This is a genomic window from Microbulbifer sp. VAAF005, from assembly GCF_030012985.1.
In the GTDB taxonomy this organism is placed as follows: Bacteria; Pseudomonadota; Gammaproteobacteria; order Pseudomonadales; family Cellvibrionaceae; genus Microbulbifer.
Window position 1 is genome coordinate 204949 of record NZ_CP120233.1, and the last position, 13845, is coordinate 218793.

Genomic DNA, 13845 nt, shown 5'->3' on the forward strand with positions numbered 1-13845 from the left:
TGCCTCCTTATTTTTATTGCACAATCAGGGGAACCGCTGAACAAATCCGTAATATCTCTGCATTGCGAATTCTTGAAAGGTCCAGGCATTGCTACGAGGCCGCGCCTTAACTTTGAATCGCTCCGTAAGCTAGCTGTATCGCGGTTTTGTTCAGAGGCTCCTAAGTTTAAGACGAATAGCTACGGCCGCCAATCAGGGCGCGGGCACAAATTATCTGTTAGGCTGCCGCAAAAATATGCGGTTAACCCGCAAGTAAGCGATATGAGGAAGTTATGGCAGGTCCACTCGCACACTTAAAGGTACTCGATTTAAGTCGTATTCTCGCCGGACCCTGGGCTGGGCAGGTATTTGCTGACTTTGGGGCTGAGGTTATTAAAGTAGAGCGCCCGGAACGAGGAGATGACACTCGCCACTGGGGCCCTCCCTACCTAAAGGATGAGAAGGGAAATGACACTGCTGATGCCGCTTACTACCTAAGTGCCAATCGCGGAAAAAAATCAGTAACCGTAGATATCACTACTGAAGACGGCCAGGCCCTAATCAAGGAGATGGCAGCCCGATGCGATATCCTTCTTGAAAACTACAAAGTAGATGGGCTGAAAAAGTACGGCCTGGATTATGAATCCATCAAGGCGATCAATCCTGGTGTTATCTACTGCTCGATTACAGGTTTTGGGCAAACTGGCCCGTACAAAAAACGAGCAGGCTATGATGCGATGATCCAGGGGATGGGTGGCCTGATGAGTATTACCGGTGTGCCGGAAGGGCAACCGGGCGCGGGCCCGCAAAAGGTGGGGGTGGCCGTAGCCGACCTGATGACAGGGATGTACGCGGTATCTTCTGTATTGGCAGCTGTTGTTCACCGGCAGCATACGGGTGTTGGCCAGCATATCGACCTCGCCTTATTGGATACCCAGGTTTCATGGTTGGCTAACCAAGCCCAAAATTACCTTACTTCTGGTAAAAGCCCTGAGCGACAGGGTACCGGCCATCCTAATATTGTCCCCTACCAGGCAGTCCCCTCAAAAGATGGCTATTTTATGTTGGCAGTGGGTAATGATGACCAGTTTAAACGCTTCTGTGGAATCGCGGGTGTAGAAGAACTGGCAGAAAATCCTGCCTACGGGACTAACTCAGCGCGGGTAATGGCGCGTGAAGAATTGGTGCCGCAGATTGAAGCGGCGACTCGTAAGCACGATTCCGCTTGGTGGCTCCAGCATCTTAGTGATGCTCATGTTCCCTGTGGGCCTATTAATACATTGGAGGAGGTTTTTGCTGATCCTCAAGTACAGGCCCGGGGTATGGTGGTTGAGCAGGATCATCCGGAAGCTGGAAAGGTGAAGACCGTGCGCAACCCTGTAATCTTCTCCGAGTCCGCACTTGACTACACCCAGGCGCCGCCAGTATTGGGTGAGCACACTGAAGAAGTATTGCGAGATTTGCTTGGCAAAAGTGACGAGCAAGTAGAAGAGTTGCGAAACAAGAGTATTGTGTAAGTTATAGATAGATAACTTACTGCTAATCAGGCACAAGGATGTGCCTTGTAACTTAGGGAAAACAGATGGAACTCGACCACGTCAATATTACTGCTCCAATGGAAACCTTAAAGCGGGTACGGGACTTCTATGTCCAGGTTCTCGGTCTGACAGAGGGTGAGAGGCCTAACTTTAAGCGAGATGGTTTTTGGCTCTATGGCAATGGTAGGGCTATTTTGCATTTAATAGATGGTGAGGTGAGCGGTGACCAGCCTGAGAAGCCCTACCTGGATCATATTGCGTTTCGTACAGAAGCTTTGGAGCCTATAAAACAACGTTTGGATGCGCTAGGTGTTGCTAGCCATCAAATGGATGTTCCGGGTCGCAATCTTCGGCAATTGGTATTCTTTGATCCGGTGGGAACTAAAATTGAAGTTAATGCGCTAATTTAAAAATGGAGCTTGGAGGGAAAATAGATCAATACTATTTAGGTTGGTAATTGTCGAGGCCTGTAAGTACGAATTATTTGAAGTTCACTCCTATGAACAATCTAGCCATTTTTTTGATTGAGTTATCTAAGTTAACTATAAGAACTGAAAGAGCTCTTGGGTTGGTTTTAGATTTAAATATTATGCATATTACTAGTGTTAGCTGCGCATAGTTTATACGTCAGTATCATTTAGCTTTCCCTATACCTGAAAATAATATGCACGGTTGAAATGATTCGTGAGAGTTAGTCAGTTTTTTCAGTATTAGGCTGGTCTTTTTCGAAAAGTTTATTTATCGCTGCTTGTAAGCTCGCTGAAATGCCTGTAGCTTTGCGCGTGGCATCGATTTTTAGCAGTGGTAGCCATAACTAAAACTATATCTTGCTGCTTTTCGGGGCTCTCCTCATGCGCATTATTTCTATCTGCTTGCTTATTTTTGTTAGCGGGTTTTTATCGGCTAATACTTATGCTTTTACTGGTATTTGGGATAATGGGTACCATATTTATAGTGGGGACATAAATGGAGATGGTAAGGATGATCTCTATTTTGAATACCATCGTCCCATTATCATGCTTCATGGTGACGTAACCTTGCCTGTAGCTATGGCAGAGCTTCCCAGTTTTGTTATGTTTGGGGCCCTTATTGGATATGATCTAGCTTATACACCTCCCGTTGAGTCTACTTTGACAGATTCTGAGATTAATACTTTAGAGCTTCTTGATAAAAATATATCTCTGACCGGTGACTTCAATGGGGATGGAGCATCAGATTTATTGGTGTTATCTAGTATTCCCCTTATCCTACACGCGGATGGCAACGGCCTGCCAGATTTAGCACAAAGTTTTCCGATTGGAAGTAATACGACGGAAGTGGCTGTTATCTTATCGGGAGCAAATCCAGATCTGGTAATTATTGAAGATATCGATGGCGATGGGCGTGATGACATTTTGGTAGAAGGGGTGATTGATGCATCTTTAATAGCGAATGCTTATGGGACATTCGATAGTTATGATGCTCCTATTGTTACAGGCAACCCAAATATGGCTGGAATGACAGCTGGCCAATTTAGGGTAAATGAATCTGGTGCGGCTACATATTCTGTTCCTATTGTAACAGCGCCGGGTACTGCGGGCGTGACTCCCGGGATGTCCCTGAGCTATACAGGAAATGGTGGAAATGGTCTGCTTGGCCGTGGATGGTCAATTGGCGGCCTCTCCGGGATTTCACGTTGCCGCCAAACATTAGCTAGTGATGAAAATTTAGCTCCTATAAGTTGGTCTGAGTCAGATAGATTTTGCTTGGATGGCCAACGGTTAGTAGTTTCTGGTGGAGATCCGTATGGTGCTGTTGGGGCCACTTATAAGACCGAATTGGATTCTTTTGCCAAAATCACTTCTGTGGGGGGTAGTCTTGGTGCGCCAGGATATTTCACGGTCGAGCGCAAAGATGGCTCAATTAGTTACTACGGAAATAGTGACGATGCAAAGCTTTTAGCCGGTGGCAACACGCTGGCATGGGCACAGAATCGTTTCGAAGATAGTGTTGGCAACCACATTGAATTTCACTACGAAGGGGATGAGACTACCGGACATCGAATACAGGAAGTGCGATATGCCTATGGTTCTGGGAGTTATGAGGCTGAAATAGAATTTAAGTACGGCGCTCGGCCAGAGTATTTACGTAGTTATATCGGTGGCTATGAGCTTAAAACCACAAAGCGGTTAGAGAAAGTGGTTTCTAAGTCTGATGGTGACACTATTCGGGAATATAGTTTGGGATATAAGCCCGTACTAGAGTTTGGTTCGGCTCAAAGTTACTCTGATAGAACTTCTCTGCTTTCAACTATTCAAGAGTGTGTAGGTTCTAGCTGTTTACCTGCTGTCACTTTCGACTGGTTACAACCACCTATGTACCATGATGGTACTACCTACGAAGCTATTGACTTTTCTCCTGCGTCATCGCGCTTTCTAGTCGATTACAAGTATGCGGACGTTAATGGTGACGGAAAGCAGGATATTATATGGATTGAAGGGGATGCGGATGATGATGATACTGATACACGGGTCAAATATGCTATTTCCAATGGGACAAAGTTTGTAAGGGAATATTTCTCGGGGTCAAATTTTGATTTGGCTTATTTTACAGGTACTAATGTAGGTAAAGACTTTGCTATTCGTATATTGGACTATAACGGAGATGGAAGGCAGGATCTGGCAATCTATAACTCACGTAGCGCATATGGTCTTTCAGCAGAAAAATGGCATGTTTTTCTAAGCCGCTATAGTGGAAGCAAATGGCAGCTGAGTTCAAATCCCATAAGTACTGGGTTAGGTGATAAAGATGCAATTTTTGCTGATTTTAATGGCGATGGGCTGTCGGATTATATCTCTGCTGCTAGCAGTGGGAAGATAACAGTTCGAATCTTGGAGTCTTATGGTGCAGCAATCACTTCAGACAACTACTACAAGTTCAGTAATTCGCCGGATTATTATACTTTAAATGTGGATGGAACTATCTCTGGTAGTCCAGATAAAAGAGTGCCCAATAGCTTAGGAGATTTTAATGGCGACGGGGCGATAGATTTATTAATTGCTACGTATGATGACCGTTGGGGTTGTGTTCGAAATGATGGTGGTATTGAGCCTATTGTGGCTGAGATAGGAGAAGATCAGCCACTCTCATTAGAAAATTTTGACGATACTTCACAGCAAATCTCTACATGTAGTTCAGGCTACACTTGGACCTATCTAGGCGCCACTTATGAGGGGCATCATGTGGTGACCCTGAATCATAGTGACCAAACCTTTAACTCTATGGGTTTACTGTCATACAGTAGTCACAGCAAAGACCCTATAGCTGTGGATATTAATGGCGATGGACTCACAGACATAGCATATATATACGGCTTGTCAGATGATTCAGACTCGCTAGTAGTGAAACTAAGCACAGGAACAGAGTTCGTAAGTTTAGGATCGTTTACCGTTGGTGATAAGGCAAATTTTGCGGATCTTAATAACGATGGATATCCAGATTTAGTTTGGCCAGATTTTGATACTGGATATGTAAAAGTTAGATACTTTGATCAGAATACAAATAATTTTGTTAATACGACCAAAAACTGGAAGTATATAGGTACTGACGATAGGGACTTCTCTTGGTTTGTCGATACAAATGGCGATAGCCAGATCGATTATCATAAATATGATCATTCGAGTGGAAAGGTATATACGCAGCTGGCCAATGACCTATACCCAGAATACAAGAATACCCCCAGAAATGTAATTCAAAAAATTGATAACGGCATAGGTAACGTTACTGAAATTACCTATGCCAATATGTTGGGGGGAGATGTTTATTCCCGGCTTGAGATGTCTACTAGTACAAGCGAGGAATGTGTAACTTATATTGATGATTTATATATATCAAAGTACTCTAGTATAAGTAGGGAAACTATCTGTTTTCCCGTAACTACCAGCGATCCCGCTTCTCTCTACTCTGCATTGAATGGGGATTGGATACTTCCCTCGGATAGTCATACTCTTGGCAGAGACAAGCCAGTGCTTGATATTGCTGCTCCAATGTTCTTAATCTCCAAAGTGGACAGTACTGCACCTGCCGCAGGTATTAATCCTGGGTCAGTCAGTCAGTCGGCCACTAGCTCAATTTCATATCACTATCACCAGATGAAGCTGCAGGCCGCTGGTCGTGGTATGCTGGGATTTCAAAAGATCAGAACAACGGATGACCAGACAGGAGTAGTTACAGAAACTACCTATCGGCAGGACTTCCCATTTACCGGGATGCCTCTGCTAACAGAGACTCGCACTGCCAGCGGAGAGATTCTTAAGAGTGCGTCCAATAACTGGCGTTTACAAGGGTGGACTGGGAGTGGTACCCCTGCAGTTCCTTACAAGCCATACATTTATAATGCCGTAGAAGATACTTACGACCTGAAAAATAATGGCACTGCTCCCGGGGATCTTTTACGTACTGTAAGTACTACTAGCAGCTATGACGAATATGGCAATGCGCTGACAATTGATGTGGTTACTACTGATGCCGTGACAAATGACCGGTTTATAAAAGAAACAGTCAATATTTACGGCAGTAGTTCTTGGGATAAAGAAATGGGCCGGCTCAGCAATACGACGGTCACCAATTCCCGACCGGGTATGTCCAGCCATGTGCGAGAGTCGTCCTTCACTTATTACTCCTCGGGAATATACAAAGGGTTGCTAAAAACTGAAGTAATTGAACCAGGGAAATCTGAATTTACCCTAACGACATCATATGAATATGATGACTTTGGCAATATCAAGAAGAAGACTGTTAGTGCAGCCGGTGAAGTAAGCCGCAGTGCCAGTTCTGTTTATGATCCCTCTGGCCGCTACTTATTGGAAAGCTATAACGCGCTTGGTCACTTGGAGCAAAAAGTAGTTTCAAGAAATCACTTTGGTGCTCCGCTTATTGTGGAAAGTGCCAATGGATTGATTAGCTATTTCTCATATGATGCTTTCGGGCGTGAAGGGTATAGCTGGAACAATGCGGGAGCAGATAAAAAAACTCAGTATGAACGCTGCGTAAGTAGCTGTGCGAATGGTGCAAAATATAAAGTCACGACCAGTAGTAATACGGGTAGCTGGAGTAGGGAATATTTCGATTCTCTTGGGAGATCGGTTCGTGCAGAGGTGAAAGGATTACACAACTCAATTTATACTGACAAAGAATATGACAGTCTCGGGAGAGTTAAATTTTTCAGTGAGCCCTATTTTTCTGGCGATACACGTATGTGGACTGAGACCGAGTATGATTTGTTAGGGCGCCCTATACTGATATCAGCTCCAGATGACTCTACTTCTGTCGTTGAATATTTGGGGCTGACTACAGTTACTACGAATGATGCAGGCCAGCAGAAAACAGAAATCAAAAATATTGCCGGTGAGTTGATAGAAGTAGTTGATGCAGCGGATGGTCGTCTGACGTACGAGTATGATAGTCAAGGCAATCTTCACAAGGCTAAATCTTGGGGTAAGACAAATGCTTCAGGTGGCCATATTGATGAGGGCGATGGCCTCAATTACCCCATTACCGTTACGATAAATTATGACGATCTTGGCCGAAAAGAAAGTATGGATGATCCAGATAAGGGAAGCTGGACTTATAAATACACTGGCTTTGGGGAGCTTAAAAAACAGACAAACGCCAATGGCCATACGGTGGAATTTACATATGATGCGCTTGGCCGAAAACTGACTCGAGTAGAAAAAGAAAATGATACTAATCTAACCAGTGACGTCAGTTGGCTCTATGACACTGCCCAAAATGGTCTTGGTCTGGTTGAATCGATTACGGATAGTGTAACTAGCTACCAGGCGGTATATCAGTATGACCATCTTGGTCGCAATAATACACAAGCGGTCGACTTTGATGGAAATGGCTCTGAGCCAGTCTACGTAACAACAACACTATTTGATGATTATGGTCGGGTTGAATATAGCTACGATGCGCTGGACAGTTTACTTAGCTCCGGGCAATCGGGGGTTCGGAATTACTACAATAGCAATGGTTATTTGTATAAAGTGACTGATCTCAGTAGTGGGGACTTGATTCAGGAAGTTGTAGATCAAACTGCTCGAGGACAATTAAAGGAGCAATTATTAGGCAATGGCGCAACTACTAGTTATACCTATGAGGGTTCTACCGGTCGCCTGTTGAATCAGAGCTCTACAGTCTTAGGCACTTTTGGTATCCAAGATATTACATATCAATGGGATACCCTTGGTAACCTCACCAGTCGCCACAACCAGAGTGGCAGCAAAAACCTGCGCGAGAGCTTCTGCTACGATAATCTCAATCGCCTGATTAAGACCCATATAGGAAGTAATAACTATAACTGTAGTGGCCTTAGTAGCTCTGACCAGGATATTCGCTACAACACCATTGGGAATATTACTTATAAAAGCGATGTTGGTTCGTATACCTACGGAGAGAATGGATTCGGACCACATGCGGTAACTACAGCCGGTGGAGTAAGCTATAGCTACGATGCTAACGGTAATATGACCTCAGACAGTTTTGATGGTGGGCGATCTATCACTTATACCACCTTCGATAAGGCTTCACTCATTGTTAAGGGCAATCACTCAACTGAATTTCTATACGCCCCTAACCACAGCCGCTATTACCGAAAAGATACTAACCAGGATAGCGGGGAGGTAACTGAAACTTGGTATATCGGTGGTGTTGAACGTATTCATAAATCTTCTGCGCCTAATGAGATTGAATGGAAGCGGCACTTGGGGGGAGTAGCGGTATACACAACAAAGACGGACTCAGCCTTTGTGGTACAGACAACCGATAAAGTCTTCCTCTATAAGGATCACCTGGGGTCAATGGACTTGCTAACCGATGATACCGGGAGCGTGGTGCAAGAAATGTCCTTCGATGCATGGGGACAACGTAGAAATACGGCCAATTGGAGTGCGCTGTCTCTAACCGCTCTGACTACCTTTGATCATAGTCGTACTACTCGGGGATATACTGGCCACGAGATGCTGGATGAAGTCGGCTTGATCCATATGAATGGGCGGATCTACGATCCTCGCTTGGGGCGTTTTTTACAGGCAGATCCATTTGTCCAGGCAGCTGCAGATACACAGATGTATAACCGCTATAGTTATGTACGTAATAACGCACTGAATGCGACTGACCCTAGTGGGTACTTCCTGCACTCACTAGCAAAGAAAATTGGCCGGAGTATTATCAGGGCAGCTGTGAAGGTTCTAGGCCCAGAGATAGTTAATATGGTTGGTAATATAATTGCCACTTATTACGGGGGGCCAATAGGATCAGCAATTTGGGCCTATGAATTTGGTCGGGCTATGGGAGTTTCCACAGGCGACGCGTTAAAGTCTGCCGGGCTTTCTTATATAGCATCTTATGCTTTCGGCGAAATCGGTTCAGGTTACGAGGGTGGCGCGATAACGTTTGGAGAAGCAGTTTTTTATTCTGGTATGGTTGGTGGGACCATGAGCGTGCTGCAAGGAGGGAAATTTGGTCATGGATTTGTGTCTGCTGCCGTGAGCACTGCAGCGTCTCCTGTTATTGGCAGTATCGATGGTGATTTTGGTAAGGTAGCGGCGAGTGCAGTTGTTGGTGGTACTGTTTCGAACATGACTGGCGGTAAATTTGCAAATGGAGCGGTGACGGCTGCGTTTAAATCAATAATTACTACAGAAGTGGATTCTGGTGGTGACTTTTCAGATGATGAACTTGTCGGAAAAATGGTGCCAGAGGTCCAATGGGATCAGCTTGATGATTTTAAGGCATATCAGGCTGCAGCTGAAGGTTTAGCGGTGATGGAAAACGATTTAAGTGTTGATCAGGGGGCCCTGAAGGTTGCTCAATATAGTCTAGGAGCACGCTGGACGCAGCTGAGGCTTTCTACATTAACAATAACCAGTCGTGATATAACCAATGGCCTTATGCGTCAGGCCTATCTATCTGCAAGCCAAGATGTCCATAATTTTGGTTTTGTTGTTCTGGGAGGTACTGGTTTAGTTAACGGGGGGTTAGAGCCGCTCACTGGGTTAACGGCTGGCCGAGAGCTAGAAAGCTATTTATTGCTGAGGCTCTTCGTCGTTCGCTGGGTGCTGGAGTTGAGGAGGCGTTAAATGTTGAGCTTCCGAGCACGAGTGGACTTATTTCTAGGGGAAGAATACCTTCGGTACCGAAGCGCCCCTCATCTGAATATACTCAGCCATTCTAAATTAAACTCTATGAATAATCGGTGTTTTTGGATGTGGAGGCTTATTTTAGCAATTGTTTTTTCTTTCGTTTTGTTCTTGATTTTTAAGGTTAGTGGTTCCTGGGGGGTAACTGTCGCCTCAGGTGCATTCCTTTTTTGTGTGTGGATATTAATTGCTAACTTTATGGAGATTGTTAGAGGAAAGTCCCTTAAGATGTTTCTTAAAACAATAGCTAGGGATGTTGAAGTTTCTGAGGATGGGGATTTGTTGAAGGGTAATTTAATTTTTCAAGGCAATATATTTACTGTGGTATTAAATGTTACGGGGGAGGGCGTTTTTATATATTGTCTTGGGGTTTGCTCTTGTGTTATTCCTTGGGATGAGATTTCGTTTGTTAATGCTTATGGTTCAAAGGGGTTGAGGAAGGCGCAACTAAAATTTAAAAAAGGATTAGATTCTCAGATGAGAATTTCATGGTTAAATGAGTTTCAGGCATGTGTGCCTAGTCATGTCGCTTATTTCTCTCAAAAATAGTTGTGGATTCTGGTTGTGATGAAGAGATGCTTGATCAAGGGTGAATACAATATCGCTAAGATATAGAAATTGCGGTTATATGAAAATTTGTGCTGCCTAGTTGAATGTCATATCCATTTATCTTGTACACCTGAATAGAAGGTCTGAAGTGCGAGTGCTTCACGAAGGAACCGATCCTATGCAGAGATAATTAGCCTTTAAAGGAGGAGGGAACTTGATTTTTTAATGTCTAACTGCTAATTAGTCCAACCTGTTAGATCTAGGTAATCGATCATATAAAAGATATTCCGATCGATATATCTAGTTGCTTGTGACCATATATTATGAATATACAGTTGGATCTATGGGAGATCATGAACCTGAAATTTCGGTGAGCATATACTTGAAATCTATATGAGCAATAAATACAGCAGAGTTTCTAGTGTCTTTAGTGGCCGCTTTGGAGTTCATTGCTAATATCTAATTAGGGAATAAATTGTTCTTTGGATGGAAAGAAAAGGTATTGTTGGAAGGCAACTTGTAATGTTTTCCTTTCTAATAGTGCCAAATAATAGGAGGGTACTCCCTTCGGTATATCCAGGTCCTAGCCACTCACAAGCGGTGGTGAGTTTTAGATTTTCCTGTATGAGCTTGCAGTGAAAATACGCATGCTGAATGAAAGTGCGTCCAAAACCAACCAGAGTTTTTATTATGCTAGACCTGGGAGTTGAAACTACCCTCCCACTAAAAAATTGCATTTGACGCTGATGTATTGAACGATACTTTTTTGGTTGTGTCTGAAATGGTGGTTACTCATTATGTTTTCGTGTAATAGGCTATTCAGCTTTCTTAGTTTTCCTTTTGCTATGAATAGGCGGGATGTCTTAGATGAAATATTGGTTATTTTTGAATGGCTTTTGCTGACGAAGAGTAGTCTAGGCGCCTAGTCAGTTATCTCCTGTTACTTTCAACTATTTGCCAGGCTAGGGATCTCGATTAATGTTCGAATCGAAGATTTATCGAGAAGTTTTAAATTTTGCTTTGCCTTTGGAGTACAAGCATATCAGAATTTCAGCTCAGCGATAACTTGTTCTTAGTCATTCTCACAGGCCTATATAAGACTCCGGATGTTTCAAGTTTTACAACGTTCCTGTTCATTCAATTGTAGGTTTCCCATTTAATCGTGTGTTTTAATTCTTTACTATCAGACTGTGTGGTCTTACTTCATGGTTGTCTTTGAGGTTTTCTATTTGATTAATCGGCTGATTGCTTAAGTGCGGCCCAGTGTAACCAAGAGACTTGGGGTGTGAACCATAGATGGTGAGTCGATAATGGAATCAGCTTACACACATACAGTTTTCAAGGCCTGTAGAGCTATTGCGAAATTATTCAGAGTCTCTTAATCTCTTATTCTCAAAAAGTTCTTGGAAGGGAAGGTTGTTTTTAGTCACTTGTTTTAACTTGATCTCTTGGAGGAAAAACGTTAGATATTGCCTCCAGGTGATTGGAAGTAACTCCCCCGTTGATAAAGATAATAATTTATGCCAGATAGCGAAGAATCAGTCGTATTTAAAATACAAGGAAAAATGGTGCTTGGTCAGCGAAAATTCAGAGCGCCATTAAGTTATCAAGACCGTTTGATTGATGAGGCAAGGCTGGTTTACGTTATCAGTGGCCGTTCAACCCTGGTTTGTGGTGATGAAACTCTCACCTTGAGTCCAGGCGCTACTGTGCTAATGAAGACGGATAATTTTATTAATCAATGGCACGAAGATGGAGTAAATAATGAAGTTAATTTCATCGGTTTTCGGCTAACGTCAGAGCTATTACGGCGACTCTACCCAAATGATATGCCTGATGTCTTTAATAATAATGGTGAAAGCAGGAGTGCTGTCAAGGATGGTAATAATCCCCTTAAACAGCATTCCTCGGCTGAGCGCCTGCAGGAATCTGCACTGCTCTCCAATTATATGCGTAGCATAATTGACTATATCCAACAGCCAGAAGTATTCAGTGAGCCACTAGTGGTATTAAAGATTCGAGAATTAGTAGAGCTTGTCCCCAGGCTTGATAGTAGTGGAAGAGTTGCCAAGATGTTGGGGCAGCTGTTCATCAGGCAGCAACCTAAACTACAAGAAGTGGTGCAAGCTCACTTGTACACTTCGCTGAAACTGGCGGATCTAGCTTTTCTTTGCCACATGAGTGAGTCAACATTTACTCGTAAATTCAAGCAAGTCTATGGCTGCAGTGCCACGAAATATATTGCTTCGAAACGAATGGAGAAAGCACAGAGGTTGATTCTAAATAGCGATCTTAGCCTGACAGAGATTGCTTTGGAGTGCGGTTTTGACGAGCTTAGTTACTTCTCCCGGGTGTTTAAACAGCACTACCAAGTAGCCCCTTCCCAAATGCGTAAAAAGGCGATTTGACGGATTTGTACAAATCCTTGACTGGATGTTTCAAGTGAATTGTTGACTTACCGCTTAACCTAGTCCTTGTTTTAACAGCGTACGTCTTCACCGATATGTCCTTATATTTAAACCCTCTTGTTACTGAGGGGCTAAAGAATGAATATATTCTCACTGCTGAAGCAAATTGTGATATTGATTCTATTTTTTGCCCGAAGCGCATTAGTTATCACCCTAGAGGTCTGATTGGTGCCTTCCTAGCGCGAGCTACAACTGATACCTGCGTTGCATATAAATCGTTCACTTTTCTCTACTTGTTGGTGCCTGTTGAAAAGGACAATACACACGATTATTCGTGGATTCTAATGATCCTGAATAGCAACACTGAAAGTGGGGCCAAAAGTCCAATTGGGCTGCAAGTTACTACTTATATCATTTAAGTAATGGGCAGTAGGGCAACGGTTCTTTGCTGGAAGCTCTAGCGCAAATCACTCTTGCCCCTATGTAATCAATGAATAGTGAAGCTTGATTCGGTCGATTAGGAACATCGCTTTGGCCTATTTCCGGCAGCTATCCAAGTTAAGGAGCCCCTGAAAGCCTAGTAGAGATAATAAGGAAATTTTCAGAAGGTATTCAAATGCTCAATCTTTTCGCTTTACCAACCAAATGGAATATTTAATATGATTCGTTTCTCACAATTTCTTTCCGGTATATTTGTACTTGTGCTGGGTTCAGCAGGATTAGTGACTATGCTTTTCCCTGAGATCATTAATGGCCCCGCTGGATTTGATGCTACAACTAATTATGGTTTCACCAATCTGCGTACCCTTGGTGCTCCGACACTTAGCCTTGCTATCATTACGGCAATAGGAGCGTTTCGCAAAGAGTGGCTATTAATACTTCCTGCCTCGATGTACTTCCTATTTAACGGTTCTTCACGAGTAATTTCTGTATTGGTTGAGGGCTATGAACCCGTAATGCTGACAGGATTGATAGTGACATTTACACTATTTATTCTGTCTCAGGTGGCTGTATACAACTTCCGTCGAGGAGCCTTTTCGTAGATTCGGTAGATATAGAGCGCTGGCGGTGTTTACCGTAAATTTTACACCGCCCGTCTTTAAAGCTCCTCACAGAAGAAAATGTTGTCACGTTATGACGGACCAACTTTTTGGCGCTTTCAGTCTAAGCCGGGCTGTATGTAACGATAGG

General features: G+C 43.4%; 6 protein-coding genes. All 6 read left to right on the forward strand.

Annotated features, from left to right (window positions below):
* Positions 1–272: 272 nt before the first annotated feature.
* The 6 genes from P0078_RS00955 (at position 273) to P0078_RS00980 (ending at position 13697) form a co-directional block, all read left to right on the forward strand.
* Positions 273–1496 (forward strand): CaiB/BaiF CoA transferase family protein, encoded by a 1224-nt coding sequence (locus tag P0078_RS00955; protein WP_282932611.1) that lies wholly within the window; start codon positions 273–275, stop codon positions 1494–1496.
* A gap of 65 nt (positions 1497–1561) precedes the next feature.
* The gene (locus P0078_RS00960) at positions 1562–1927 is read left to right on the forward strand and encodes a VOC family protein (RefSeq protein ID WP_282932612.1); all 366 of its coding nucleotides are present in this window, start codon (positions 1562–1564) and stop codon (positions 1925–1927) included.
* A gap of 441 nt (positions 1928–2368) precedes the next feature.
* Entirely contained in the window at positions 2369–9637 is a 7269-nt protein-coding gene (locus P0078_RS00965) for an FG-GAP-like repeat-containing protein (RefSeq protein WP_282932613.1), read from the forward strand.
* Between the two features lie 126 nt (positions 9638–9763).
* The gene (locus P0078_RS00970; protein ID WP_282932614.1) at positions 9764–10246 is read left to right on the forward strand and encodes a hypothetical protein; all 483 of its coding nucleotides are present in this window, start codon (positions 9764–9766) and stop codon (positions 10244–10246) included.
* A gap of 1520 nt (positions 10247–11766) precedes the next feature.
* Complete coding sequence (locus tag P0078_RS00975; RefSeq protein ID WP_282932615.1) at positions 11767–12654, forward strand: AraC family transcriptional regulator; 888 nt, start codon at positions 11767–11769, stop codon at positions 12652–12654.
* A 659-nt stretch (positions 12655–13313) separates the two neighbouring features.
* Complete coding sequence (locus P0078_RS00980; protein ID WP_282932616.1) at positions 13314–13697, forward strand: hypothetical protein; 384 nt, start codon at positions 13314–13316, stop codon at positions 13695–13697.
* Positions 13698–13845: the final 148 nt, after the last annotated feature.

What these genes read in the sequence shown, in the direction of transcription:
- P0078_RS00955 (WP_282932611.1), top strand. Translation starts at nt 273, where the DNA reads ATGGCAGGTCCACTCGCACACTTAAAGGTACTCGATTTAAGTCGTATT.
- P0078_RS00960 (WP_282932612.1), top strand. Translation starts at nt 1,562, where the DNA reads ATGGAACTCGACCACGTCAATATTACTGCTCCAATGGAAACCTTAAAG.
- P0078_RS00965 (WP_282932613.1), top strand. Translation starts at nt 2,369, where the DNA reads ATGCGCATTATTTCTATCTGCTTGCTTATTTTTGTTAGCGGGTTTTTA.
- P0078_RS00970 (WP_282932614.1), top strand. Translation starts at nt 9,764, where the DNA reads ATGTGGAGGCTTATTTTAGCAATTGTTTTTTCTTTCGTTTTGTTCTTG.
- P0078_RS00975 (WP_282932615.1), top strand. Translation starts at nt 11,767, where the DNA reads ATGCCAGATAGCGAAGAATCAGTCGTATTTAAAATACAAGGAAAAATG.
- P0078_RS00980 (WP_282932616.1), top strand. Translation starts at nt 13,314, where the DNA reads ATGATTCGTTTCTCACAATTTCTTTCCGGTATATTTGTACTTGTGCTG.